Annotated in this window: 21 protein-coding genes; 8 read left to right on the top strand and 13 right to left on the bottom strand. The window is 73.3% G+C overall.

From position 1 onward, the window contains the following. The first annotated feature begins 96 nt into the window (after positions 1–96). The 3 genes from IPJ95_09465 to IPJ95_09455 all read left to right on the top strand — a co-directional run bounded on the left by IPJ95_09465 (position 97) and on the right by IPJ95_09455 (position 4,527). On the top strand, positions 97–432 hold the full coding sequence (locus IPJ95_09465; GenBank protein MBK7923838.1) for a PadR family transcriptional regulator: 336 nt from the start codon (positions 97–99) through the stop codon (positions 430–432). Between the two features lie 15 nt (positions 433–447). Further along, positions 448–3,135: an ABC transporter permease gene (locus tag IPJ95_09460; GenBank protein ID MBK7923837.1), complete on the top strand. Its 2,688-nt coding sequence runs from the start codon at positions 448–450 to the stop codon at positions 3,133–3,135. A 186-nt stretch (positions 3,136–3,321) separates the two neighbouring features. Then, positions 3,322–4,527, top strand: coding sequence for an MFS transporter (locus tag IPJ95_09455; protein ID MBK7923836.1), 1,206 nt, complete (start codon positions 3,322–3,324; stop codon positions 4,525–4,527). On the opposite strand, the gene IPJ95_09450 is transcribed toward IPJ95_09455, so the two are convergent. From IPJ95_09450 to IPJ95_09390, 13 genes are all read right to left on the bottom strand, one after another. Beyond that, complete coding sequence (locus IPJ95_09450) at positions 4,487–5,152, bottom strand: DNA alkylation repair protein (GenBank protein MBK7923835.1); 666 nt, start codon at positions 5,150–5,152, stop codon at positions 4,487–4,489. The genes IPJ95_09455 and IPJ95_09450 overlap by 41 nt on opposite strands. A 79-nt stretch (positions 5,153–5,231) precedes the next feature. Continuing rightward, positions 5,232–5,729, bottom strand: a complete 498-nt coding sequence (locus IPJ95_09445) for an SRPBCC family protein (GenBank protein MBK7923834.1) — start codon at positions 5,727–5,729, stop codon at positions 5,232–5,234. Between the two features lie 10 nt (positions 5,730–5,739). After that, positions 5,740–6,117: a winged helix-turn-helix transcriptional regulator gene (locus tag IPJ95_09440; GenBank protein MBK7923833.1), complete on the bottom strand. Its 378-nt coding sequence runs from the start codon at positions 6,115–6,117 to the stop codon at positions 5,740–5,742. Positions 6,118–6,271: 154 nt separating this feature from the next. After that, positions 6,272–8,812, bottom strand: a complete 2,541-nt coding sequence (locus IPJ95_09435; protein ID MBK7923832.1) for a carbohydrate binding family 9 domain-containing protein — start codon at positions 8,810–8,812, stop codon at positions 6,272–6,274. Between the two features lie 70 nt (positions 8,813–8,882). After that, a complete protein-coding gene (locus IPJ95_09430; GenBank protein ID MBK7923831.1) occupies positions 8,883–10,223 on the bottom strand; it encodes a HEAT repeat domain-containing protein in 1,341 nt (446 codons plus the stop codon). A 113-nt stretch (positions 10,224–10,336) separates the two neighbouring features. Beyond that, positions 10,337–12,340 (bottom strand): HEAT repeat domain-containing protein, encoded by a 2,004-nt coding sequence (locus tag IPJ95_09425; protein MBK7923830.1) that lies wholly within the window; start codon positions 12,338–12,340, stop codon positions 10,337–10,339. A gap of 2 nt (positions 12,341–12,342) precedes the next feature. After that, positions 12,343–12,735: a BlaI/MecI/CopY family transcriptional regulator gene (locus IPJ95_09420; GenBank protein MBK7923829.1), complete on the bottom strand. Its 393-nt coding sequence runs from the start codon at positions 12,733–12,735 to the stop codon at positions 12,343–12,345. A 122-nt stretch (positions 12,736–12,857) separates the two neighbouring features. Next, positions 12,858–15,527 (bottom strand): cation-translocating P-type ATPase, encoded by a 2,670-nt coding sequence (locus tag IPJ95_09415; protein ID MBK7923828.1) that lies wholly within the window; start codon positions 15,525–15,527, stop codon positions 12,858–12,860. Between the two features lie 111 nt (positions 15,528–15,638). Further along, positions 15,639–17,096, bottom strand: coding sequence for a TolC family protein (locus tag IPJ95_09410; protein MBK7923827.1), 1,458 nt, complete (start codon positions 17,094–17,096; stop codon positions 15,639–15,641). 5 nt (positions 17,097–17,101) lie between these two features. Then, a complete protein-coding gene (locus IPJ95_09405; protein ID MBK7923826.1) occupies positions 17,102–18,466 on the bottom strand; it encodes an ABC transporter permease in 1,365 nt (454 codons plus the stop codon). A 32-nt stretch (positions 18,467–18,498) separates the two neighbouring features. Beyond that, positions 18,499–19,869, bottom strand: a complete 1,371-nt coding sequence (locus tag IPJ95_09400; GenBank protein ID MBK7923825.1) for an efflux RND transporter periplasmic adaptor subunit — start codon at positions 19,867–19,869, stop codon at positions 18,499–18,501. Positions 19,870–20,043: 174 nt separating this feature from the next. Continuing rightward, entirely contained in the window at positions 20,044–20,952 is a 909-nt protein-coding gene (locus IPJ95_09395; protein ID MBK7923824.1) for a hypothetical protein, read from the bottom strand. Positions 20,953–21,179: 227 nt separating this feature from the next. After that, complete coding sequence (locus IPJ95_09390) at positions 21,180–22,718, bottom strand: transglycosylase SLT domain-containing protein (GenBank protein ID MBK7923823.1); 1,539 nt, start codon at positions 22,716–22,718, stop codon at positions 21,180–21,182. 260 nt (positions 22,719–22,978) lie between these two features. On the opposite strand from IPJ95_09390, the gene IPJ95_09385 reads away from it, so the two are divergent. From IPJ95_09385 to IPJ95_09365, 5 genes are read left to right on the top strand one after another with little or no spacing between them, the layout of a single operon-like run. Next, entirely contained in the window at positions 22,979–23,347 is a 369-nt protein-coding gene (locus IPJ95_09385) for a hypothetical protein (protein ID MBK7923822.1), read from the top strand. Then, entirely contained in the window at positions 23,344–25,224 is a 1,881-nt protein-coding gene (locus tag IPJ95_09380; protein MBK7923821.1) for a hypothetical protein, read from the top strand. The genes IPJ95_09385 and IPJ95_09380 overlap by 4 nt, the downstream gene beginning before the upstream one ends. A 13-nt stretch (positions 25,225–25,237) precedes the next feature. Next, positions 25,238–25,456 carry an ATPase gene (locus IPJ95_09375; GenBank protein MBK7923820.1) on the top strand — a complete coding sequence of 73 codons (219 nt, stop codon included), beginning with the start codon at positions 25,238–25,240 and terminating at the stop codon, positions 25,454–25,456. A gap of 6 nt (positions 25,457–25,462) precedes the next feature. After that, positions 25,463–26,044, top strand: a complete 582-nt coding sequence (locus IPJ95_09370; GenBank protein MBK7923819.1) for a hypothetical protein — start codon at positions 25,463–25,465, stop codon at positions 26,042–26,044. Then, entirely contained in the window at positions 26,041–26,538 is a 498-nt protein-coding gene (locus tag IPJ95_09365; GenBank protein ID MBK7923818.1) for a hypothetical protein, read from the top strand. The genes IPJ95_09370 and IPJ95_09365 overlap by 4 nt, the downstream gene beginning before the upstream one ends. Position 26,539 lies beyond the last annotated feature (1 nt).

Below are 26,539 nucleotides of genomic sequence, written 5' to 3'. Positions count from 1 at the left end.
CCCGGCGCCCGGCCGCCCCCCTCCCCGGCTTGACGAAACCTCCCGCCGGCCCCACCGTATACCTAGCTAGATATGCATAGCTAGAACGGGGAGCACATGGCGCGGCCGAAGAACGACATCCTCCAGGGCACCCTCGCCCTGCTCGTCCTCAAGTGCCTGGCCGCCCAGGGCCGGCTGCACGGATACGCGATCACCGCCCATATCCAGCGGGTGTCGGACGACCTGCTCCGGGTGGAGGAGGGATCGCTGTATCCCGCGCTGCACCGCATGGAGCAGCAGGGATGGGTCAAGGCCGAGTGGGGCATCACCGAGAAGAACCGGGAGGCGCGCTTCTACGGCCTCACGGCGCTGGGCCGCAAGCAGCTTGCGGTCGAGGAAGAGAGCTGGCAGCGCCTGACCACCGGCGTCAACCGCGTCCTTCGCCTGGCCTGAGCCCGGGAGCACCCCATGAGCTGGCTCGCCCGACTGCAGAACCTCGTCCGCTCCGCCCGCCACGGCCGGGACCTGGACCGGGAGCTCGATTTCCACCTGGCCGAACTGGCGGACACCCTCGAGGCGCGCGGCCTGCCGCGGGCCGAGGCGGAGCGGGCCGCCCGGCGGCAGTTCGGGCATCGTGCCGGGGTGCGTGAGGCGACCCGTGAGGTCGACATCGTGGCGTGGCTCGGGACCCTGAGCCAGGACCTCCGCTACGCGGTGCGCGGGCTGCGCGCCTCCCCGGGGTTCACGCTGACCGTGATGCTCTCCCTCGGTCTGGGCATCGGCGCCAACACCGCGATCTTCAGCCTCTTCAACGCCCTCCTGCTGCGCTCCCTGCCCGTGACCGAGCCGCAGGCGCTGGTCCAGGTCACCCGCGGGGAGACCGGCGGCGCGGAGTTCACCAACCCGATCTGGGAGGCGCTGCGGCGCGAGCAGGACATTTTCAGCGGCATCCTGGCCTTCTCATATACGCCGTTCAACCTGGCCAGCAGCGGCGAGGCCCGGCATGTCCCCGGCAACTTCGTCGGCGGCGACTTCTTTCCCGCGCTCGGGGTGCGGCCGGCGGCGGGCCGGCTGCTCTCCGGGGCAGACGACTATCGTGGCTGCCCCGCCCTGGCCGTGCTCGGGCACGGCTTCTGGCAATCCGAGTACGGCGGCGATCCGGGGGTCATCGGGCGCACGCTGACGCTCGAGGGCCGCGGCTTCGAAGTGATCGGTGTGGCGCAGGCCGGATTCTTCGGGGTGGAGGTGGGGCGGTCGGTGCAGGTGTACGTGCCGCTGTGCGCCGAGGCCATCATCCAGGGAACCAACTCGGGGCTTGACGTCCGGGCGTACTGGTTCCTGACGATCCTCGGGCGCCCCCGGCCGGGGCTCACGGCGGCCGACGTGGATGGCCGGCTGGCGGCGCTCTCACCCGGGATCTTTGCCGCGACGGCGCCCACTGACTGGGATGGGGACAACCTGCGCAGCTACCGGGAGAGCCGGCTCCAGGCGGTCCCGGCCGCCACCGGCGTCTCGGAGATGCGGCTGACCTACCGGCCGGCGCTCCTGATGCTCATGGGGGTGGTGGCGCTGGTCCTGCTGATTGCCTGCGCCAACGTCGCCAACCTGCTGCTCGCCCGGGGCGCCGCGCGGCGCCACGAGATCGCGATGCGGCTGGCCCTCGGCGCGAGCCGCGGCCGCCTCATCCGGCAGGCCCTCACCGAGAGCCTGCTGCTTGCGCTGCTCGGAGCGGCGCTGGGCGTCTGCTTTGCCCGGTGGAGCAGCACCCTGCTGGTGCGCATGCTGTCCACCCGTGGCGGAGGGGTGTGGCTCGACCTCTCGCCCGACCTCCGCCTGCTGGGATTCACCGCCGGGATCGCGGTGCTCACCGGACTCCTGTTCGGCCTGATCCCGGCGTGGCGAGCCACCCGGGTCGACCCGCAAGGCGCGATGCGCGCCGGGGGCCGCGGTGTGGTGGCCGGCGGATCGGCCCGACTGACGCTCGGCAAGGGGCTGGTGCTGGCCCAGGTGGCGCTCTCGCTGGTGCTGGTGAGCGGCGCCGCCCTCCTGCTCGGCACCTTCCGCACCCTGGCCACCGTCGATCCCGGCTTCGAGCGGGAGGGACGGCTGGCGGTCAACCTCAACCTGATCGCCGGCGGATATGGCGATGCCCAGCGCATCGCCCTCGAGCGCCAGGTCCTGGAACGCCTCCGCCTCGTGCCCGGCGTGCAGGAGGCGGGGTCGGTCATGGTGCTGCCCGTCTCGGGGGCCGGATGGAACGGGGGCGTCTTCCGCCCCGGACGGCCGGAGCCGACCGAGTGGCAGCAGCGGGTGAGCTACTTCAATCGCGTCAGTCGCGGCTACTTCTCTGCCAGCGGCACGCGCCTCGTCGCGGGCCGGGACTTCGGCCCGGACGACGTGGCGGGCGGACCGACCGCCGTGATCGTCAACCAGGCCATGGCGTCGAAGTTCTTCCCCGGCGAGTCGCCGATCGGTCAGTCCCTGCTGCTGGAGACGGGCCCGGACCCGCGGCTCGCGGTGACGGTGGTGGGGGTCGTGGAGGACGCCAAGTACCGGAACCTGCGGGAGGCGCCGGAGCCGATCGTCTACTCCGCCCTGGAACAGGCGACCGATCCCTCGTGGGCCATCACCTACATCCTCAAGACCGACGGCGCCCCCGACGCGCTGGTCCCCAGTGTGCGGGCCGCGATCGCGGAGGTCGATCCGCGGGCCTCGTTCTCCGCCTTCACGGTCGAGAGCCAGGTGGCTCGCTCACTGGCACGGGAACGCCTGCTGGCCACGCTCGCGGGCTTCTTCGGCGGCCTCGCGCTGGTACTGGCCCTGGTGGGGTTGTACGGCATCATGGCGTACAACGTGGCGCGGCGCCGCAACGAGATCGGCATCCGGCTCGCGCTCGGGGCCGAGCGGCAGCGCGTGCTGCGCATGATCGTGGGGGAGGTCGGCCGGCTGGTGGTGCCCGGCCTGGCCCTGGGGCTGGCGGGGGCGCTGGCCGGCGGCCGCCTAGTCGAGAGCTTCCTGTATGGCGTGCGCCCCGGCGACCCCGCCACCCTCGGGGCCACCCTGGCACTGGTCCTCTTCGTGGCCCTCGCTGCCGGGGCGATCCCCGCCTGGCGCGCGGCGCGGATGGATCCGATGACCGCGCTGCGGGAGGACTAGCGCGCCGCGGCCCCGACCGGCTTGCCGAGGGCCAGCGACCGGACCACCTTGCACCCAGTCGCCGCCGACCCCGACCTCCAGCCGAGCCCCGTGGCCCCTCCCCCGCAGCCCGATCGCTCCTCCGCCCAGCCCTGGCGCTGGATCCCCACGCTCTACTTCAGCCAGGGGCTGCCATACGTCGTGGTGATGACGCTGGCAGTGGTGCTGTACAAGAACCTCGGCATCTCCAACACCGAGATCGCCCTCTACACGAGCTGGCTCTACCTCCCGTGGGTCATCAAGCCGCTGTGGAGCCCGCTGGTCGACCTGCTGGGCACCAAGCGCCGCTGGGTGATCGTGCTGCAGTTCGTCATCGGCGCGGCGCTCGCGACGGTGGCGCTGGCGCTCCCGGCCCCCCAGTTCCTGCGGCTCACCCTCGCGGTGTTCTGGCTGATGGCGTTCGCGTCGGCCACCCACGACATCGCCGCCGACGGCTTCTACCTGCTGGCGCTGCCGCCGCACACCCAGGCCGCCTTCGTGGGGGTGCGCAGCACCTTCTACCGCCTGGCGATGATCGCGGGCCAGGGCGGCCTGGTATACCTGGCCGGCCGGCTGCAGGCGCAGACCGGCAGCGTGGTGACGGCGTGGGTGACGGTCTTCGCGGTGCTGGCGGCGGTCTTCGCGGCGGCGGGGCTCTACCACCTCTGGGCGCTCCCCGAGCCGGCGGCCGACCGGCCCGTGTCGCGGGGCCAGGCGTTCGGCGCCGACTTCGCGGAGGTCTTCGCCGCCTTCTTCCGGCAGCCCGGAATCGGGCGCATCCTCGCGTTCCTGCTGCTCTATCGCTTCGCCGAGGCCCAGCTGCTCAAGCTGGTGACGCCGTTCCTGCTCGACGCCCGGGAGGTCGGGGGGCTCGGGCTGCGGACGGAAGACGTGGGGATCGCGTACGGCACGGTGGGCGTGAGCGCGCTGGTGCTGGGCGGGCTGCTCGGCGGCTGGGTCATCTCGCGCGCGGGACTGCGGCGGGTCCTGTGGCCGCTCATGCTCTGCATGCACCTGCCCAACCTGGTGTTCGTGGCGCTGGCCACCTGGCAGCCGGCGGGGCTGGGGCTCGTGAGCGGCGCGATCGCGCTGGAGCAGTTCGGCTACGGCTTCGGGTTTACCGCGTACCTGGTCTACATGCTGATGGTGGCCGGCGGCGCCGACGGCACCCGGGTGCACAAGGCGGCCCACTACGCGATCTGCACCGGCTTCATGGCGCTCGGGATGATGCTGCCGGGGATGTGGGCCGGGTGGCTCCAGGGCCGGCTGGGCTACGTCGCGTTCTTCATCTGGGCCTGCGTGGCCACGCTGCCCTCATTCGTGGCGGCGGCGTTCATCCACGTCGAGCCGGGGTTCGGGCGGCAGCAGCGCTGACCCGCGTGCGCCGCCGCGCCAGCGCGGCCCGCACCTTCGGGCTGGTGAGTTCCCGCACGGCGTCCTTCCCCACCCATCGCGACGACGGCTCCGCCGCCTGCCCCAGCCGCCGGGCCACCGTCAGGGCAGCCTCGTGCAGTGCGGCGTTGCGCCGGCCGATACTCCGCAGCGCCCAGCTCACGCCCTTCTGTACCATCGGGCGCTCGTCCGTGGCGCCCCGCTCGATCAGCGAGAGGAAGGCAAGGAAGCGGCGATCGGGCGCGGCCTTGTCGTGCAGTGCCAGGCAGGCCAGCAGCACGAAGCCGCCGCGCCGGACCAGCTCGTGCCGCGAGCCCGCCCACGCCTTCGCCCGCCCCCACGCCAGCGGCGTGCGATCCCACAGCTTGAAGCAGACGGTGTCGCAGTCCCCCCAGTTCTCGAAGCTCGCCGCCCAGGCGTCCATCTCGCGGACCGTCACCCGGGCCGGGTCGCCCACCAGGGCGGCCAGCAGCCGTGCCTCGTACCACCCGCTCTTCCACAGGCTCCGTGCCAGGGCGTGATCCACGCCGAGCTGCCGGGCCAGCGTGAGCAGCGTCCCCATCGGCACGCCGTACGCGCGCGTCGCCACGATGCCGTAGCGCGCCATGCCCTTGCGGGTGGCCGCGGTGCCCCGGCGCTCGAGCAGCGCCAGGACCGCCGCGACGTCCCGGCTCGCCGTGGCCACGCTACGGCTTCCCGGCCGCCATCTGGATCAGCAGCTGGTCGAGGCGGTCGTAGCCGGCCGCCATCCCGGTTTCCATCCCTGACCGGAGCGCCACGTCCCGCGCCTCCTTCGACTCGTACCGCACCGTGATGGTGAGCGTCGTCTGCCCCCCGCGCTCCACCAGCTCCATCGTGTCCACCGCCTCGCCGGGATACCAGGCGTCGTCGAACCGCTCCGTGGTCACGATCCGCTCCGGCGGCACCATCTCCAGCACCGTGCCACCCATCCCCATCTCCGTCCCCTGCTGGTTGCGCCAGACGTAGCGGTACGGCTGGCCCGCCAGCTGGGGAAACTCGCAGACCGGCATGGTCCACCCCGGCGGGCCGAGCAGCCACTGCCGGATGAGCTCCGGGGTGCGCAGGGCCTCGAAGACCAGGTGCCGTGGCGCATCGAATTCGCGCACGATCACGATCTCGAGGTCGTTGGGTGTGCTCACCTGCAGGGTCCGGGGTTGTGACACGGGGGCCTCCTCAGCGCGCGGGGCGGGTATGGTGTGGATCCATCGCCTTCATCTCAGCGAGCAGGGCATCGAGCCGCTGGAAGTTGCCTTCCCAGATCCGGCGGTACCGCTCGAGCCATTCGTTGGCCTCGGCCAACGGCCGGGCCTCCAGCCGCCGGGGCCGGCGCTGCGCCGCCCGCCCCCGTGACACCAGCCCCGCGCGCTCCAGCACCTTGAGGTGCTTGGAGATCGCCGGCTGGCTCATGGCAAACGGCTCGGCCAGTTCCGAGACCGAGGCCTCGCCCCGCGCCAGCCGGGCCAGGATCGCACGGCGGGTGGGGTCGGCCAGCGCCATGAACGTGGCGTCGAGGCGATCGGGGGCCGGAGTCCGGCGCAGGGAGACGTTCATAACCTTTTGGTTATATACGAGAGATGCCCGCGGCCGTCAAGGGCCGGAATCCAGTCCCGGGGTGTCGGGGAGCGGCCGTCGGACCGAGGGGAAGCCGTGTCCGGCGCCGCCACCCGGCCAGCGAAGCCCCGGCCGGGAAGCGGCGCGCCCGCGGCTACCGCGAGAACCAGTAGGAGAGCTTGACCAGGAAGGTGTCGTTGGCGCGGCGGCTGAAGAGGTCGCCGAGGTCGCCGCCGAAGGACTCCCGCCCCTGCTCCGGCGCGAAGCCCTCGCGCCCCTGGCTCCAGACCACGAAGAGGGTGGAGCCGGGCCGGTACTCCCAGCGGAAGACCACGTTGGAGCGGAACTGCTGGAAGTTGAAGCCACCCGGGTCGCTGGTGACGGTGGTGTCGCCGTAGGGCTGGTACCGGTCGGCGTACCGCGCCGCCCGGGCCCGCGCGACCTCCCGCACCCGGCTGTAGCTGCCCTTGGTGATGAACGGCGAGGCATAGACCTGCAGCGAGGTGGTGGGGCTGAAGGTGTAGCCGAGCCGCCAGGTGAGGCTGAGCGTGCGCTGCTGCAGGTGCGCGAAGGTGTAGTGCGCCACGCCGGAGGAGTCCGCGAAGGTCCCGAAGTACTGCAGGTCATCCCGGTTGCGGCGCCAGTTGGCGGCGAGCGAGGTGCTGAACCGGGAGCTCACCTTGAGGGCGAGCTCCGGCTGGAGGCTGAGCGACTCCGACCGTCCGCCGTCGCCCCGGTTGTAGTTGACCCACATGAATGGCACCAGCGCCTTGCGATCGTCCCCCTCGATGCCGCCCCAGGGGGAGATGTACGGATCCTGCCGGATGGCCGGGCCGCCACGGGCACACCGGTCGCAGAAGGTGTGGCCGCCCACCTGGCCCCAGGTGCCGCCCAGGTGCAGCCACCACCGGTTGGTGAGCTGGGTGTGCACGTTGGTGTTGAAGGCCATTTCCGTGGGCAGTCCCGCGGCGCTCCAGTACTCCCAGTTGTTGAAGTTCCAGCGCAGCTGCTGGAAGACCCGGTTGGGCGTGCGCCAGGCCAGGTTGGCCCAGGAGGTCCAGGCCTGCTGGTCGGCCTGCCTGAGGAAGCCCACGTCATTGATCTCGAAACCCGGGGTCCGGCGCTGGTAGGCGGTCTCGAAGACCAGCCGCCGGCCGCCGACCTTGGCGAAACGCAGCTCCAGGTTCGTGCCGGAGAGCGCGGTCCGGGTGGAGTCGAAGGTGAGCGGCCCGTCGGGGCGCTGGTACAGGTGCACCGGGTCGCGCTGGGTGGCGGCGATGGCCGCGCGGCTGCCGCTCACCCGGCTGGCGGCGAGGGACCCGGATACCTCGAAGCGGCCCGAGAAGCGGTGCCGGGCATCGAGCCCCCCGCTGTACGCGCTCCGGTGCAGGTACGGCTCGCTCTCGGTGTCGAGGGCCCGGTTCACCGCGGTGAGCATGAAGCCCACGCTGCCGGCCCCCTGGCGATAGTCCTGGTTGCCCCGCAGCACGGCGTAGTTGGTGGTCGGCTCGAGGGTGCTGCTGCCGGGCCCCTCCACCCGGTCGGTGACGGCATCGAGCAGCCCGAGCGAGAACCCGCCGGGCAGGCGGCCGGTCACCTTGGCGGCGCCGAGGATCCGGGTGGAGGTCGCGGAGCCGGCGTCGCCGAACACCTCGGCGAGCTGCGGCGACCGTCCGATGCGCCGCGAGTAGAACAGCCCCTCCCCGGTGCGGCAGTCCACCACCACCACGCAGTTCACGTTGAAGGCGAAGGTGCCCTTCCCCTCCACGAAGAACGGCCGCCGCTCCCCGAAGAAGGTCTCGAAGGCGCCCAGGTTGAGCTCCGAGGGATCGGCTTCCACCTGGCCAAAGTCGGGGTTGATGGTGGCATTGAGGAAGATGTTCGACGCCAGCCGGTAGCGCAGGTCGCCCCCGACGGTGAACTGCTGGTCGCGGTCGTGGGTGGCGGATCCCGGCAGCTCCACGTTCTTGGTCACCAGGTAGGGCGTGAGCTCGGCCCGCCCCGGGCTCTCCAGGCCGGTGAGCCCGGTGAGCTCGCCGAACTGCGAGGTGATGCCTGACGTCGATGGCCGGTACAGCGGCCAGGTGACCGTGGCGGTGTACCGCTGGATGACGCGCCAGATCAGGACACCGAAGGTGCCGTCACCCCGGGTGGAGAAGCGCAGCTGGGAGAGCGGGATGCGGTACTCCGCCGTCCAGCCCAGGGAATCGATGCGGGTGGCCACGTCCCACACCGCGTCCCAGGCCACGTCCTCGTCGCCATCATTGTAGAGGGCGTAGTCGGACTTGACCCCCGCCGGGTTCACCGAGAACTCGAACCCGGTGCGCCGGTCATGGTAGGAGTCGATCATGAGCGTGACGTGATCCGACGCCGTCTGGTCGTCCCGGCGCGACAGCAGGCTGATGAGGCTGTCGGGGTGCGGGTCGTGGGAGCGGACAAAGGCGTAGAGATAGCGGGCATCGTACGCCAGCCGCGCCTCGGTGCGGAACCGCGGCGGCGCCCCCTCCGTGGGGCGCGACTCCAGGAACTGGTCGATGACCGGCGTGGCCCGCCACAGCGCGTCGCTGTCGCGGCCGTCGAGCACCGGGGGCTCGGCGGCGAGGGTGGCGCGCACCGAGGTCGGCGAGGGCAGCGCGGGCGGTGGGCTCACCGCCTCCGCCTGCACCACCAGGAAGAGACCGAACAGGTTCAGCATGAGGGGGCCCCGAGGGGACTGGTTTCGCTGTTGGACAACCGGACCGATCCGAGGGTTGCGTCCGCCGCGCTCAGGGGAACGGGCGCGGCCGCGGCTGGGGCCAGGGCCACGGGTCCACCCCGCTCCGGCCCGCGATCCCGCGGATCGCCGCCTCACGCACCTGTGGGTCGGCCGACTGCAGCAGCTCGGTCAGCCGCTCCGACCGTTCCCCCGAGTGGATCAGCGCCCGGACCTCTGCCTTGCGTGCGCGCGGGTCCTGCTCGCGGCCCAGGGCGGCGCGGAGCGCCGGGATGGCCGCGCCATCGCCGATCTCCGAGAGGGCCCACGCCGCCTTGAGCCGCAGGTCGCCGTCGCCATCGCCGAGCGCGTCGAGCAGCCCCTTCGGCGCCGCGCGCAGGTCAAGCTGCCCCAGCGCCCAGGCCGCCGTGCGCCGGACCCGCACGCTGCGGTCGGTGGCGAGCACCTGGCCGAGGTCATCGCCAGCGGCAGCGCTGCCGCGCTGGCCCAGCGCCCAGACCGCCGTCTCGCGTACCGCCTCTTCCGTGTCGCCCCGCGCGGCGGCACGCAGCGCGGGCCCGGCCGCGGAGGCCTCCATCGCGCCAAGCGCCCACGCGCACATCTCGCGCACCGCCGCGTCCGCGTCGCCGCGCAGCGCCGTGGCGAGCGCCGCCGCCGCGTCGTCCGCGGAGAGCTGGCCCAAGGCCCACGCCGCGGTGCGGCGGACCGAGGCGACGTCGTCCTCCCGCAGCACCCGCAGCAGCGCCGGCACCGCGCTGCTGGAGTCGAGGTGGCCGAGGGCACCCGCGGCCGCCTCCCGGACCAGGGGCGCGCGATCGCCCAGGCGGCCCGTCACCGGACGCACGGCCCGCCCGTCGCCGATGCGGCCCAGCGCCCACGCGACATTGGCCCGGACCCCGGCGGCGCCATCGCCAAGCCCCCGCAGCAGCGCCTCCACCGCCCCCCGTTCGCCCCCCATGCCGAGCCCGTACGCCGCCACGGCGCGGAGGGCCGAGTCCGGCGCGGCGAGCCGCTCCACCAGCCCGGGCACCGCCTGCGCCCCCTCCTGCTGTGCCAGGAGCCGCACGGCGATCTCCCGCACGCAGGCGTCGCCCGTGGAGAGCCGCTCCAGCAGGAAGCGCAGGTCGTCCGCCGGAAGCGCGTCACCGCGACTCCACCGGCCGCGCCAGATCGCCGGCCGCGGCAACGGGGAGGCCGGCGGCTCCGCCGCCGAGCCCCACCCGGAGGCGAGCACGCCCCGGGCGGCGAGCGCGCAGACCGCCGGCGGGGCGCCCTGCGCCGCGGTGAGCAGGTCGCGGAGCCCGGGTGTCGGCTCCGGCGCGCGGGGTGACTGAATGCTGGGCGGCGTCAGCAGCGCGAACGCGGCGAGGCCGATGGCGATCATACGCGGCATGGGAACTCCAGGTGACAGGGTCGCTGGACTGTTGATTTTTCAGCACTGCCGGACACGGGACCGGGGCGCGGCGCGACCCCGGCGGTCACGCCACGCCCCCGCGCGCGCGTAGCTCAGGGAAAGGGCCGCGGCATCGGGCGGGGCCAGGGCCACGGCCCGCCGGCGCCGCCGCCGGCGAGTGCCGTGATCGCCACCACCCGCACCGCCGAGTCCGTCGACGTCACCATCCGCTGCAGCACCTCCACCGAGGCCTCGCCCATGGCGCCGAGGGCCCGCAGCAGCCCCTCCTGCACCTCGGGATCGGTTTCCTTCTGGAAGGCGGCGTCGATGGCGCCGATGCTGCCCGCGTCGTGGATGGCGTACAGCGCCCACGCAGTGGAGAGCCGCACGTTGCGGTCCGGGTCGCCCAGCCCCCGAAGGAGGGCGGCGGGTGCACGCTCCGGCCCGCACGACCCGATGGCCCAGGCGGCCACCTCGCGCACCGCGGCATCGGCGTCGCCCAGTGCGCCGGTGAGGGCCTCGACCGTCGACGCCTCGCGCACCGAGCCCGCGGACCAGACGGCGGTGGCCCGGGTGCGAGGGCTGCGCGCGCCACGGATGGCGCCCGCGAGGGCGGCGGCCGCCGCCGGGCTGCGGCGGGCGCTGGCGAGCGCCCACGCCGCCATCTCACGCACCGCCTCGTCGGGGTCGCGGGCCAGCGCGGCGGTGAGGGCGTCCACCGCCACCTCGAGCCGGGCATAGCGCTGCAGCCCCCACGCGGCCACCCGTCGCACCTCGCCGCTCTTGTCGGTCTGGAGCGTGCGCGCGAGCACCGTGGCGCGCTCATCATCCGCCGTCGCGACGGCTGCGCCCTCGCCGCCTGGCGCGGGGTCGGGCCGCGGCTGGGGATCCGGCGCGGGCCGGGAATCGGGCCGCGGCACGGGCCGCGGGGCAGCACGCGGCTCCACGCGTCCACTCCTGGTGCGGCCGAGTTCCACCCGGAGGCCGGTATCGCCCGGCGTGGCCGGTGGCTGTGCGGTGACCCCCGCGGCCGGCACCGGAGCGCGGCGCGGCGCCGGCGCGGCGGCGCCCACCAGCAGCGCCAGCCCCGCCACGGACCCGGCCAGGGAGAGCGTGGCCCAGCGTCCGGGCCCGCGACGCTGCAGCTCCGGATTGAGGATCGCGAGCATGCGACCCTCGAACTCGCGACGATGCGCCATGGCCAGTGCCACCGCCGGCGTGCGGTGATCCCGCACGCAGCTGACGATCTCGAGCAGGTGCTCCGCGTACTCGCTGGGCCGGGCGCCGAAGACCAGGGCCAGGTCGTCGCAGGCGCGCTCGCTCTCGGCGCGCAGCTGCCGGGCGGCGGTCCACACCAGCGGATGGAACCAGTAGAGGGCGCAGGCCACCCGGCTCAGGGTGTGGCCCACGAGGTCGCGTCGGCGGACGTGCCCCAGCTCATGGATGAGCACTGCGCTCCTGCGCGCGGGAGTCCACCCCTCGCTCTCCGCCGGGAGTACGATGCGCGCGGTCCACAGCCCGGCCGCAAAGGGCATCTTCACCTCGTCGCTCTCCAGCAGCTGGGGCGCGGCCTCGAGTCCCAGCCGGTCGGCGATCTCGAACAGCGGCGCCTGCCAGTCGGGCTGCGCCAGCCGCCGGGCCCGCCGCACGATGCGGCGCACCGACCAGGCCCCGTAGGCGAGGCGGCCCAGCAGCGCCAGCGCCCCCGCGGCCCAGAGCAGGACGAGCATGGCGCCGACGGACAGCCGTGGCGAGGCCGCGTCTCGGACGGCGGAGGGCGCCGCGGCCGGACCGGCGCCGAGCGGCGTGGCGGAGGGCGGCGTGACCCCTGGCACGGCCTCGGCGGGCACGGACGAGGTGAAGCCGGCGGCAGGCAGGACCCGGACCGGGAGCGGGCTCCACACCGCCACCGGCGGCAGGAGGAGCAGCGCCGCCAGGGCCGCGAGCCACACCAGATGCCGTGATCCGGCGGAGGCGCGGGGCATGGCGCGCGTCGTCGCCAGCGCGGCGCCCAACACCAGGGTCAGCTTGAGGAGCATCACCACGGCCGCGAACAGTTCCGGGGAGGCGGCCAGCGCGCCGGTGAGGGCATCGGTCGGCGAGAGGGTCGTGGCCATGGTCACTCCTCGCCCTGGCGGGCGCGCCGGATCTTCTCGCGCAGCCGGGCGAGCTCGGCCTCGCTCACGTCGGCGTCGGAGAGGCGGAGCAGCGCCGTCACGGCCTGCTCGGTGGAACCCGCGAAGTAGGTCCGGACCACGTGCGCCAGCACGTCGTCCCGCGCCTTGTCGGTCGGCTTGGCGGGGAAGTACACGTAGCGCGGCCCGTCCTCCCGGTACCCGATCAGCTTCTTCTCCCCCAGGATCCGGAGGATGGACCGGACCGCGGAATAGGTCGGCGGGTCGGGCAGCGCCTGCAGGATGTCGGTCACGGTGGCCTCCCCGCGACGGTGCAGGACTTCCATGACCTGCCGCTCGCGACGGCTCAGGTCCTCGGTGACGGGGCGCTTGACCATGACGGACGGCTCTCCGCGACAGGACGGAATCCGGGCAGGGCCGCAGCCCTGCTGAGAAATCAGCACTGCTGATAATTCAACATACCGCGCCGGATGTCAAGCCTCGGCCGCGGCGCCCGCCGTCAGGTGGCGGGAGCGGGCGGTCCGCGATAGAGGCGCCCGCGGCGCACCAGCCACTTCTCGCCCTCCACCGCGACGCACACCACCGCCGAGAGCAGCAGGCAGAGCACCAGCTCCCCCGCGTCGAGCGGCTGGGTGCGGAAGATCGCGGCGGCGCCGGGGTGGTAGATGGTGGCGAGCTGCAGGGTGACCGTGAGCAGGACCGCGCCCAGCAGCGGACGATTGCTGGCCAGCCCGAGCCGCGCCAGGGACTCCCGTTCGGAGCGGATGGCGAGGACGTGCCCCATCTGGGAGAGGGCCAGGACCGTGAAGGTCATGGTCTGCCAGTGGGCGGCGCCGTGGTGCCAGGCCCAGGCCTGGGTGGCGACCGTCACCCCCGCCATGAGGAGCCCGACCCACACCACGTGCTGCCACAGCCCGTGGGCGAAGATGCTCTCCGCCGGCGGGCGCGGCGGCCGCCGGACGATGTCGGGCTCGGCCGGCTCGGCCGCGAGGGCGAGGCCGGGGAGGCCGTCGGTCACGAGGTTGATCCACAGCAGGTGGATCGGCAGCAGCGGAATCGGGAGGCCCACCAGCGGCGCCAGCAGCAGGGTCCACACCTCCGCCGCGTTGCAGGTCACGGCGTAGCGGACGAACTTGCGGATGTTGTCGTAGATCCGCCGCCCCTCCCGCACCGCGCCCACGATCGTGGCGAAGTTGTCGTCCAGCAGCACCAGGTGGGCCGCCTCCCGGGCCACGTCGGTGCCCCCCCGCCCCATCGCCACCCCGATGTCCGCCCGGCGGAGCGCGGGCGCGTCGTTGATGCCGTCGCCCGTCATCGCCACGCACTCGCCCCGCGCCTGCAGCGCCCGGACGATGGCGATCTTCTGCTCCGGCTCCACCCGCGCGTACACCCGGACCGTGGCGACCCGCCGCCCCAGCTCCTCCGGGGGCAGCGCCGCGAGCTCCGCCCCGGTGCAGACCTCGCCGCCGGGCTCCAGGATGCCCAGCCGGGCGCCGATGCTGCGCGCCGTGACCGGATGGTCGCCCGTGATCATCACTACCGTGATCCCGGCCGTGCGGCAGGTGGCCACGGCCGCCGCCGCCTCGGCACGGGGCGGATCGAGCAGGCCCACGAGCCCGAGGAATGTCTGGCCGGTCTCGAGCCGGTCGAGCAGCACGTGCGCGGGCGGTTCGGCAAACCGGCGCATCGCCACGGCGATGACCCGGAGCCCCGTGGCGGCCATCGCCGCCGCCTGCTGCAGCACCTCCCCGGCCTCGAGCGGGGCCGCCGCCCCCGAGCGCCACCGGCTGGTGCACCCCGAGAGCACCCGCTCCGGCGAGCCCTTGGTGCAGGCCACGAGGCCGGTGCCGGATTCGTGCAGCGTGGTCATCCGCGCCCGCTCGGAGGTAAAGGGGAGTTCCGCGAGCCGAGGCCGGGCCCGGGCCATCGCGGCGGGGTCCCCGCCCGCCTGGCGCACCAGTTCGAGCAGCGCCACCTCGAGCGGGTCGCCGACCATGGTTCCCGACTCCGCCAGGTGCACGTCATGGCACAGCGCCAGCACCTCGAGCAGCGCGGGCCAGGCGCCCTCGCCGGGTACCGCGGGCGCACCGGTGGAGTGCGCGTCGTCCACCCAGCAGCGTTCCACCTCCATGCGGTTCTCGGTGAGGGTGCCGGTCTTGTCCGAGCAGATGACGGTGACCGAGCCGAGCGTCTCGACGGCGGGCAGGTGCCGGACCAGGGCGTGCGCCCGGATCATCCGGCGGGCGCCAAGGGCCAGCGCCACCGTGACCACGGCGGGGAGGGCCTCGGGAATCGCGGCGACCGCCAGGCTCACGGCGGTGAGCAGCATCGGCAGGGGCGCCTCGCCCCGGAGCAGGCCGAGCAGCAGGACCAGCACACAGATGGCCAGGGCGGCCGCCGCCAGGCGCTGCCCCAGGCGGGTGAGCCGGAGCTGCAGCGGGGTGCGCACGCCGGTCTCCTGCGCCAGCAGCGCCGCGATCCGTCCGAGCTCGGTGCCCGCCCCTGTGGCCACCACCAGCCCGGCGCCGCGTCCATGCACCACGGCGGTGCCGCGGAACGCCAGGTTGCGGCGGTCGCCGAGGGGCGCCGCGGCGTCCGGGAGCGCGGGGACGGCCTTCTCCACCGGCGTGGCTTCGCCGGTGAGGGCCGCCTCCTCGATCCGCAGGTGCACCGCTTCCGTCAGGCGGAGGTCCGCCGGGACCAGGTTGCCGGCCTCGAGCAGGACCAGGTCGCCGGGCACCAGGTCGGTGGCGGGCACGATGTGCGTGCTGCCGCCCCGGCGCACCCGGACCGGCGCCACCGCCAGGGCACGGAGCGCCTCGAGCGCGCGTTCGGCGCGGTGCTCCTGCGCAAAGCCCAGCACGGCGTTCAGCACCAGGATGGCGGCGATGGCGATGGTATCCTGGGGCTCACCGATCAGGCCCGCCAGCACCGCCGCCCCGGCGAGCACGAGGACCATCACGTCGGTGAACTGCGCCAGCAGGATCCGCAGCGCCGGCCGGCGCCGGCCCTCGGGCAGGCTGTTGGGCCCGTCGCGGGCCAGGCGGGTACGCGCCTCGTCCGGCGCCAGCCCGGCGGCGGCCGAAGTGACGAGGGCGGTGGCGATGGTGTCCACCGGAAGGGTGTGCCACGCCGGGCGCGGCACGGATGCGGGACCGGGGAGAGGCATGGTCGCTCCGCTCACGATGGGCCGGCGCCTCAAGAGATGCCCCCCGCGCGTGAGGAAGCCGTGAAGCGCCCGCGAAGCGGCCGCGGCAGCGACGCGGCCCCGGCCGCCCCTTCACCGCAGCGGCTGGCCGGTCTCGAAGTCGTAGAGCGTGACCCGCCGCAGCCGGTAGTAGGCCACCCAGTACCCGCGCAGCGCCTGCACGAACTGCGCGACCGCCTGGTCCTTCTCCCCCTGGGCGAAGTACAGGTTGTCGATGTCGATCCGGCCGATCACGTAACGGTTGTAGGCCACGTCGAACCGCCGGCCCGCCACGGTATCCGCCTTGGCGGAGAGCAGCAGGGTGCTGCGCGCCTGGAGCAGCTCGAGCACCGCGAAGTGGGCCTCCTGCGCCGCCGCGTCGAGCGCCGCCCGCGTTTCGGACCGGGTCCGTTCCTGGTCGGCGCGCGCGGCCTGGATGCTCTCCTTGCGCAGGCCCCACTGCAGCAGCGGCACGTCCACCGAGAGCGTGAACTGGCGGGCCTCCTGCAGGTTGGTGTAGGCGGCGCTGGCCTCCGACCCCGTGGCGTTGAAGCCGTAGCTCGCCTGCACCGTGGCGCCCAGGCCGTTGTTGAGCTTCGCCTCCGCGATCCGCCGGCGGGCCTGGACCTCCTGCAGGTCCGCGTCACTGCTCACCGCCCGGTTGCGCCGCGCCTCGGTCACCGCCACCAGGGTGTCGGGCTGGAACTGGGGCACGGTGGTCGAGGCCGCGATGGCCAGCGGCTCCGCCGGCGCGAGGTTGAGCAGGAGCCGCAGCGCCGCCGCGGCCCGCTGCTGCTCCAGCCGGGCGGCGTCCAGCGCGTTCCGGGACCGGAGCAGCGCCAGCTCGCTCTGCAGCAGGTCGTTCTCCCCGATCTTGCCGACCTCGAACCGCCCCTTGTTGAGCGTGTACAGGGTGTCGTTCACCGCCGCGTTCGACGCCGCGTTCCGCAGCGCCACCTCCGCGGCGTAGAGGTCGAAGAACCGCGACGTCGCCTCCAGCGCCACCGTCTCCCGCGCCTCCCGGAACTGCCGCTCGGCCAGCTCGGCGCGGAGCGGCTCCTCCGTCCGGTCCCAGCCGTTGGCGTTGGCGCGGAACAGCGGCTGCCGGAGGCCCACCGTGAACGGCGTGCTGGACCAAGTGCGGATCGACTGCTGCCCGCTCACCGACAGGCGGGACAGCCCCGACGAGACGAACAGGTCCCCGCCGGTGAGCGGCAGGGTCTGCGACATCGTGGCCGTCAGCTCCGCCTGCACCTGGTCCTGGGGCCGGAAGCTGGTGCTGCCGTCGGGCTGCAGCACCGGGATGATGGCGCGGTTGTAGGCGGGCACGGTGCCGCCCAGGCTCAGGCGCGGGAGCTGCCGCGAGTAGAAGGCGCGATCGCGGTAGCGGGCGGCGTCGCGGGTGGCCCGCGCCGCCTCGGCGAGGTGGCTCTGGGCGAGGGCGCGGGTCACCACCTGCGCCAGGGTCAGCGGCTCCTGCCCGGCCACCGGGGCGCTCGCCAGCAGCGCGACAAGCAGCAGCCCGGCCGGGCGCGCGGTCCGGAGGGACATGGGGTTCACTCGTAGCGGAGGGAGGTGACCGGGTCCTGCCGGGCGGCCCGGTAGGCGGGGACGATGCCGAAGACCAACCCGACGGCGAACGACACCCCGAAGGCCAGCAGGACGGAGAGCGGGGCCACGATCGTCCGGACCCCGGCGGCGCGCTCGATGACCGCGCTGCCCACCACGCCGAGGAGCACCCCGGCGCAGCCGCCGGCCACGCTGATCAGCACCGCCTCGCTCAGGAACTGGAACAGGATGTCCTGCTCGGTGGCGCCGACCGCGCGCCGCACCCCGATCTCCCGGATCCGCTCCAGCACCGAGGCGAGCATGATGTTCATGATGCCGATGCCGCCGACCACCAGCGAGATCGAGGCGATGGCGCCGAGCACGATGTTGAAGATGGCCTTGGTGCGCTGCTCCTGCTTGAGCAGCAGCTCCGGCACGGTGATCTCGAAGTCGACCACGGTGTTGTGCCGGCGGGTGAGCATCCGCCGCGCGATGTCGGCCACCGGCGCCACCTGCCCCGCCTCCGCCACCCGCACGATGATCCGGTCGAGCTGGTTGGCGTTGGTGCGCTCCTGCCGCACCTCCTCGCTCTCCTCCTCGCCGCTGCGGGTGAAGGTGCCCGCCCGCGCCGCCTGCTCGATGTCCTGCTGGGTGAGCTGGGCCCGGTTGCGGAAGCGGAGCAGCATGGTGTGCACCGGCACGTAGACGTCCATGTTGGCGTCCCGGATGCCCAGGCGGGACGCGATCTCGGCGCTCACCCGGCGGTCGGCCAGCACCCCCACCACCCGGAGCCAGGTGTCGCCCACCTTGATCGACTGGCCGACGGGATCCTCGGTGGTGAAGAAGCGGGTGCGGATGCCCTGGCCGATGATCGCCACCGGGAGGCCCCGCTCCACCTGCTCGCGGCTGAACCACCGCCCCTCGCCCAGCGCCAGGTTGGTCAGCCGGAAGTAGGTGGTGTCCACGCCGAGCAGCTTGCCGCTGCGGCGCCGGCCCTCGCGGGTCACCGAGGTGTTGAGGATGATCTCCGCGCTGGTGGCCTCCACCGCGGGGATGATGCGGGCGATGGCGCGCGCGTCGGCGTAGGTGAGTCCGGGGGAGAACTTCTTCACCTCGCGGCCCGGCTCCTCCCGCGCCTGCCCCTCCTTTTGCTCCACCAGCGGGGTGATCATCACGTTGTTGGAGCCCAGCAGCCGCATCTGCTCCAGGATCTCCTGCTCCGCGCCCTTGCCCACGGCCAGCATGGCGATGACCGACGCCACCCCGAACAGGATGCCGAGGGAGGTGAGCCCGGCGCGCAGCTTGTTGTGGCGCACCGCCTCGAGCGCGGTGCGCAGGCCGAAGGCCGCATGCGCCAGCACCTCCCGCCGCAGGCGGTCGAGCAGCGCCCGGTCGAGGGCCACGCTCAGCGCCCCGGCGCCGGGGGCGGCGCCGCGCGCCGGGACGAATCCAGCGGCGGTGTCAGGGGCTGGGCCCGGCGGGCCGTGTCGCCGCCGGCGGCGGGCTGCCCCGCCGTCGATCCCGGCAGCCGCAGCAGCTCGAGCTTCTCCCCGCCGGCGGGCGGGGCCAGCAGCACCTGGTCGTCGGCGGCGAGCCCGGCGGTGATGACCACCTCGTCCTCGCTCATGTCCCCGGTGACCACCTCCTGCCGCACGCTGCCGGCGCCGCGCGCCTTGTAGACGAACGGCACCCCGTCGGCGCCGTGGAGCGCCTCGATCGGCACCGAGAGGACGTCCGGGAGCCGCAGCGTCTCGATGCTGTTCCCGGTGGTCATCCCCGGCCGGAGCGTGGTGTCGACCTCGGCGACGTTCACCTTCACCTCGAACACCTTGGCGTCGGTGTTGGGCCGCTGCTCCCCCACGTTGGCCACGCTGGTGACCACGCCGGTCAGGCGCTTGGTGGGGTCGGAGTCCAGGGTGAGCGCCACCGGCTGCCCCACCTTGATCTTCCGGATGTCGATCTCGTTGACGTACGTGACCGACTCCATCTGTGTCAGGTCCGGCAGGGTGGCCACGGCGGGGTCCCAGGCGTTGATCTGCGACCCGGTGGTGCGCTTGCGGCCATTCCACTCCTTCACGTAGATGACCATGCCGGGCGCCGGGGCCATGATGGTGAAGGCCTGCATCACCTCCTGCACCACCTGCAGCTTGTTCTTCTCCCGGTCGAGGTCGGCCCCCACCTCGCGCATCTTGGCCTGGGCCTGGTCGGTCTTGGTCTTGTAGTCGAGGCGGGCCTGGGCCAGGGCCCGCTCCGCCTTCTCCAGGTCGATCGCCGCCTGCCGCTGGATGGTCGGCGCCTCGTACGCCGCCTGCTCCTTGGCCAGCCGCTTCTCCTCGAGCCCCAGCTCCATGGTCCGGATGTCCTCCCGGGCCTTGGAGAGGTTGAGCGTCGAGTCGAGCATCGCCTGCTCGTAGACCGCCTGCGCCTTCTGCAGCGCCAGCGAGACCTCGGCGATCTTGGGGGCCAGCGAGGAGCGGTCGAGCTCGGCCACCACCTCCCCCGCCTTCACCACCGTCCCCTCCGGCACGATCGAGGAGATCTTCATCTGGTAGATCTCCGCCTCCTGCACGTTCGGCGGCACGGTGATCTGCACGAACTTCCGGGCCCGGAGTTCGCCGGAGGTGGCCACCGTGACCACGAACTCGCCGCGCGTGACCCGCGCCACCACCGCCGAGGCGGCGCCGGCGGGGGTCCGGGCGAGCAGCCAGGTGGCGGGCGCGCCGATGGCCACGACGCCGATGGCCGCCAGCAGGCCACGCCGCTGGAGCAGGGGCATGGGAGGTTCCTTTGCGGTGCGGGAATGCGCAGGGGGGCCGGGCGCGAGCCCGGCGAGCCCAATGTGTCCGGTGGCCCGGGACGCCGCAACGAGGGGGGGGTGTGAAAACCGAACGCCCCCCGGGACGGATCCCGGAGGGCGTTAGATGCGGGGTGAGCCGAAAGGGTTGCGGGCTCAGTTCTCCACGAGGATCAGGTACTTCGACCCGGCCCAGAACTGCTCGGGCTGGGCAATGTGGAGCGTGCCGGTCACCTTGCCGTCCCGGACCGACGCCGAGTCGGCGAAGGAGAGGTCCTGCCGGGAGACCATCTTGTACTCGCCGGCCGGGAGGCTGATGGCGGTGGCGGTGGTCTTGTCCATCGGGGTGAACACCGAGGGATCGAGGCTGCGCGCCGGGTGCAGCTGCTTGCCGCCGAAGAAGAGGAACTTCTTGCCCTCCTTCACGACGACGCCCTTCTGCAGCAGCTCCTCCTCCGTGCCCGCGATGTAGAACACCGTGTTCTTGTAGCTGGTCAGGTTCCCCACGGTGTCCTGCAGCGCCACCTTGTCGCTGGTGAGCTGGGCGTTGACCACCCGCGCCGTGTCGAGCTGGCCGTTCAGGCCGGCGATCTGCACCGTCTGGGAGTCGATCACGCCCCGCAGCTCGTTCTCGGTGCGCAGCGCGGTGGCCTGCAGGCTGTCGATGCTCGCCTTGTACTCCTCGATCTGGCGCAGCAGGCCGGTGTTCCGGCTGGACAGCGACCGGGCCCGGGTGGTGCTCTGCTCCAGGCGCTGCTCGGTCTCGTTCAGGCGGGCCACCAGGGCCTGGACCCGCTCCAGCGCCGCGGTCCGGGCGGCCCGGTCACGGTCGGCCGGGGTGCCGGCGTCGGTGTTGGTGGCGGTGGTCACCAGCGCGGTGCGGGCCTTGGCCAGCTCCTCGTTCACGCCGTTGACGAACTTCGAGGTCTCGAGGACCTCGGTGATCAGGCTGTCCTTCTCGGCCGCGAGCGCCTGGGCATCGGCGAGCGCCTTCGTGAGCTCTTCCTTGTGCTGGTTGCAGCCGAGCAGCAGGACAAGCGGCACGAGCCAGAGGGAACGACGCATCGGGTACCTCCTACTGGGGTCCAGGGTACCGGCATTCCGTTCCGGGCCGGTACCGCCGCGCGCGGGCAAGGGTGGCCGCGTGCAAGTGCACGAATGCTAAACGCATGGAAGTTGGACGGAAGTGACCGGACTCACACCGGGACATGACAATGCTGTCATGGGCGGTGCATCGGGACCGGCGGGCCGGGAGTGGAGCGGGCCGCGACAGCGGCGGCCCCGGGGAAGCCTCAGCGCGCCCGCGGCGCGGCCTGGGCGGGTCTGGCGGCCGGCGCCTTCGCGGCGACCGCCGCGGTGGCGCTGTCGGGATCGGGCTTGATGAGCCCGTACTTCTCCGGGTTGTTGCAGACGATCGCCGCGGCGATGATCTTGGGCACGTACTCCCGGGTCTCCTCGGGGAGCAGCTTGAGCCGGTACAGGTGCCAGAAGTCGCGCTTGCTCTTCTTGAAGCCGCCCGGCGTCTGCGACACCTTCCGGAGCACCCGCCGCACGCCGTTCTCGCCCTTGTTGTAGCTCGCCATGGCCAGCATGAAGGCGTCCTCGCCGAACTCCGCCAGCAGCCCCGCGAGGTACTTGGTGGCGGCGCGGGTCTGCTTCGGCACGTCGGTCCGCTCATCCACCGCCCCGTCCACCCGCAGCCCGAGCGACTGGGCCGTGGTCCGCGTCATCTGCCACATCCCGCGCGCCCCGGCGCTGCTCTTGGCCATCGGGTCGAACTGGGACTCGGTCCAGGCCACGTAGGCCATCGCCTCCGGCAGCTCCAGCGCCTTGAACTCGGCCGTGATCTGGGGCCAGTACTTCACCTTCCGGCGGTAGATCACCCGCGCGGTCGGGCCGGCGCGGCGCAGCACCTCGATGTGGTAGGCCACCCGCTCCTTGAAGATGGGCGGGACCGCGTAGGCCGCGGCGTCGAACTGCCGCAGGATCGCCCGGATCTCGCGGTCCAGCTCGTCGCCGCTCTCGGCCACCTCGGCGGCCTTCTGCTGGTCCTTCTCGGCCAGCTGCGCCAGCGCCTGCACCGCGTTGGCCTGGGTGATCTGGAACTCCCGCTCCAGCTGGGTCAGCTTGAGCGAGTCCCGTTCCACCGCCATCCGCTCCTGGATGGTGCGCAGCTCGGTGTCGTAGCGCGCCTTCTGGTCCAGCAGCAGGTTGATCTGCTGCTGCTTCCGGTAGAGCACGAACGACAGCACGGTGATCACCAGCAGCGAGACCGCCGTCACCATCCCCACGATCCGGACCCAGCGGCGGCGCGTCTGCGCCTTCATCAGGTCGCCGACCTCGTGGATGGTGTCGGCCATGAGCTCCATGGTGCGGCGCGACTTGGTCCCGCCCGCCTTGGCCCGCTCCTCCGCCACCCGTTCCGCCGCCGCCGCCACGATCCGCAGCGCGGAGGTCTCGCGGGTGCGCTCCTTGAACGTCTCGACCATCTGCGCGGCGTCCTGCGCCGCGTTGTAGTTGGGGTCGAAGATCACCGCGATCTCGGCCTCGGGCCCGCCCTCGCCCCCGAACCGCACCCGGTCGCCGCTCTTGAGCGGCTGGCTCTGCACCCGCTCCCCGTTCACCCACACGCCGCCCACCTGCCCCAGGTCGAGCAGGTGGTAGGCATCCTCCTTCTTCACCACCGCCGCGTGGTAGCGCCCCACCTCGGGATCCCGCTCGAGGTGGTACCGGACATCGCAATCCCCGCTGGTCCCCACGCGGATGGAGCGCTTGTCCAGTTCGGTGGTGGTCCCGGCGAGGCTGCCGGTGATGTGGTTGAAGCGGATCATGGCGTCGGGAAGAGGGGGCGGTGCCGGAGAAACCGCCCGGGAGTGTACCGATCCACGGCCCCCCACGCCAGAGTGGCCCTCCCGCCACACCGACCCGGGGCCCCATCCATGCCCCTGCCGGGCTTGAAGCCTTCCTTATAGCGCGGTTCATCGGCCTTTCCCCCGCCCGGCCCGATGTTGCAGGCGGTTCCTGGTGTCCGACTGCCGGGCACTCCTCGGGTACGCCAGTTCCCTGGGCAGGAAGCAGAGGCCGTCAGGCCATGTCACACTCCCGGAGCTCCCACCTTCCGGCCCACCCCGGGGCCGAGGGCGACCTTGCGCGCCTGATCGCCACCGAGCATCAGCTGACGGCCCGGCTGGAGAGTGCCCGCGCCGAAGCGGCCGCCCTCCTGGCGGAGGCGCGCCATCAGGCCGAGACGGCGGCCCGCGGCGTGGACGCCGAGGTGGCACATGCGGTGGGCGAGCTGGAGCAGCGCATCGCCCGGCGCACGGCGGAGCGGATCGCGGAGTTGCAGGCCTCCGCGGAGGCCCGGGCCGCCCGGTTCACCCAGGCCGGAGAGACCGCCACGCCACGGCTCGCGGACGATGTCCGCCGCTGGCTGCTGTCCGGACTGGAGGAGTCTCCATGATCCTCGCGATGGCGCGGGTACGGATTCTCGGCCCCCGGGAGCGCCTGCCCGCCGTCCTGGAACAGCTCCAGGACCTCGGCCTGATGCACCTGGCCGCGCCCCACGACCTGCCCCTGCTCGAGCCGGTGACCCGCTCCACCCGCGAGGAGCGGCTCCGCCACCACCTCTCCAGCGCCCTCGAGGACTGCGCCACCGCCACCCGCCTGCTCGGCGCCACCGCCGTCGGCCCCGCCGCGCCCGGGATGGTGCTGCCGGCCCTGGTGCACCAACTGCGGCGGATCCGCCGCCAGGCCGAGCAGCTCGTGGCCCGGGTCCAGCGGCTGGAGGAAGAGCAGGCGCTGCTGGCCCGATATGAGGCGGTCTTTCACGCCTTCGAGCCGCTGCTGGCTACCCAGCCCCGCTGGGCCAGCGGGCGGGCGTACCACGTGGTGCTCCGGGCGGGGCAGCGCGAGAGCGTGGAGAAGCTCCGCGCCGAGTTGACCGCGCTGCTCGGGCCGGCCTTCGAGATCCGGTCGCATCCGCTCCCCGCCGAGGAAACCGCGGTCCTCCTGCTGGTGCCGGAACACGCCGCGGCGCGGGTGGAACAGCTGCTGGCCGCCGGCCGGGTGAGCGAGGTGAGCCTCCCCGCCGGCTTTGCCGGCCAGACCTTGGCGCAGGCCATGCCCGCCATGCTCGAGCGCATGCGCCAGCTGCCGGGCGAGCTGAGCCGGGCCCGGCGGGAGCAGGCCGAGCTGCGCCGGCGGACCGAACCGCTGCTCCGCCAGGGCAGCCGGCACTGTCGCGATCGCCTGGCCGTGCTCGAGGCGCGCGACCTGAGCCGGGTCACCACCCACGCCTTCGTCCTCGAAGGCTGGCTCCCCGCCGACACCCGCCCGAAACTCCGGCTGGCCCTCGACCGGCGCTTCGGGGCGGAGGTGGTGCTGGAGGAGCTGGGGCAGGACGAGTGGACCGCCGAGGACGCGCCGGTGGTGCTGCGCAACCCGCGCCTCTTCCGGCCCTTCGAGCTGCTGGTGAGCCTCCTGCCCCTGCCCCGGTACGGCAGCATCGACCCCACGCCGTTCATGGCCGTCTTCTTCCCGATGTTCTTCGGCCTCATGATGGGGGATGTCGGGTACGCGCTGGTGCTGCTGGCGGGCGGGATCCTGCTCCGCCGCCGCCACCCCGAGGCGGGGTGGCAGCGGTCGCTGGCGGAGATCCTGGTGGCCTGCGCGGTGTTCAGCGGGCTGTTCGGACTCTGCTTCGGCGAGCTGTTCGGCGACCTGGGCCGGCGCTGGTTCGGCCTGCACGCCCTCTGGTTCGACCGCGAGGAGGCGGTGGTCCCGTTCCTCATCCTTGCCGTCTCGCTGGGCGCGGTGCACATGCTGCTCGGCCTGGTGATCGGCGCCGTGAACGCCTACCACGCCCATCGCCGCCAGGCGATCGGCCGCGGGCTGACCGCGGTCATGCTGGTCCTCGTGATCGTGGCCCTGCTGGCCAGCATCGAGGTGCTGCCGCGCCCGCTGCTCACCCCCGTGACGATCGTGATCCTGGTGAGCTTCCCGCTGCTGGTGGTCGTGGAGGGCATCGTGGCGCCGGTGGAGTTCCTCTCCACGCTGGGCCGGGTCCTCTCCTATTCCCGCATCATGGCCCTCGGCACCGCGTCGGTGATGCTCGCCGTGGTGGCCAACCGGATGGCCGGGGCGTTCGGCAGCGTGCTGATCGGGGTGCTGTTCGCCCTGCTGTTCCACCTGGTCAACTTCGCGCTCGGGGTGATGAGCCCGATGATCCATGCCCTGCGCCTCCATTACGTCGAGTTCTTCGGAAATTTCTACAGTCCGGGAGGGGTGGCATACCGTCCGTTCGGCCACTGGACGCCGCCCCCCTCCCGTCCCGCCTAGAAAGGAGCACCGTATGTCGTTCTGGATTCCGCTCGCCGCCGCGCTCGCCGTGGGGCTGCCCGCGCTCGCCACCGCGTGGGCCCAGTCCCGCATCGGGCCGGCCGGCGCCGCCGCGCTGGCGGAGAAGCCGGAGCTCACGACCACGGTGATCATCATGGTCGCCATCCCGGAGACGATGGTGGTCCTCGGGTTCGTGGTGGCGGTGCTCATCATGCTGCGTGGCGGCGCCTGACCCCCCATGGCCCTGCAAGACCTGCTGGCCGCGCTGGAGCGCGAGGCGGAGCAGCGGATCGCCGCGGAGCAGGCGGAGGCCGCCGCCGCCGCGGCCGCGCTCACCCGTGAAGCCGAGGCGCTCCGCGTGGCCCGGCGCGACGACGCGCTGGCGCGGGAGCGGTCCCGGCTCGAGACCACCGCCGCGCGCGACGTGGCCCTGGCCACCCGTGAGGCGGAGCACGCGGTGCTCACCGCCCGCGAGGCCCTGGTGGAGCGGGTCCTCGGCCTGGTCCGCGAGGGCCTGGCGCGCGAGGCGCTGAGTCCCGCCGAGGTGGCGGCCCTCGCCAGCCTCGCCGAGCGCGCCCTCGACCACGCCGGCGACCGGCCGGCCCTGGTCCGGACCACGGCGGCGCTGCGGCAGGCCGTGGCAGACCGATGCGCCGCGCGTGGCGTGCCGGTGGAAGTGGATACGGCCCTCCACGCGGGCAGCCAGGTGGTGACCGCCGATGGCCGCGTGCTGATCGACGCCTCGCTCCCCGGCCGGCTGGTGGCGCGGGAGGCGGAGGCGCGCATCCACATCGTGGCCAGCCTGGAGCCCCCCGCGTGACCGCCACGATGGATGCCCTGGTCGTCCGCGCGGCCGGACTGTCCGCCCACCTGCTCGATCCGGCGGGGCGCGCGGCGCTGCTGCGGGCGGTCGACTTCGCGACGATCGCCCGCGAACTCGGGACCCGTGGGTACGCCGTGGCCGACCCGCGCCCCGACGCCCCCGCCCTCGAACTCGCCATCCGGCGCGGGGCCGGCGCCCGCCTGCGCCAGCTGGCACGCTGGGAACCCGGCGAGGCGCTGGGCCGCCTGCTCTTTGCCCTCGAGGACCAGCGGTCGCTCCGGGGCCTGCTCCGCGGCGCGGCCGCCGGGGTCCCGGCGGAGGCCCGCCTGCTGGGGCTCCTCCCCACCCCGACCCTTCCCGAGCGGGTGCAGGCGGAGCTGGCGCGCCTGCCCTCGGTGGCGGCCATCGCCGCACTGCTCGCGGCGTGGCGCTCCCCCTTTGCGCCGGCGCTGCGCCCCGCGCGCGGGGCACCCCGACCTGCTGTCGATTGAT

The organism is Gemmatimonadota bacterium (assembly GCA_016713785.1).
Taxonomy (GTDB): domain Bacteria; phylum Gemmatimonadota; class Gemmatimonadetes; order Gemmatimonadales; family GWC2-71-9; genus JADJOM01.
This window is presented reverse-complemented; position numbering and strand designations above follow the sequence as displayed.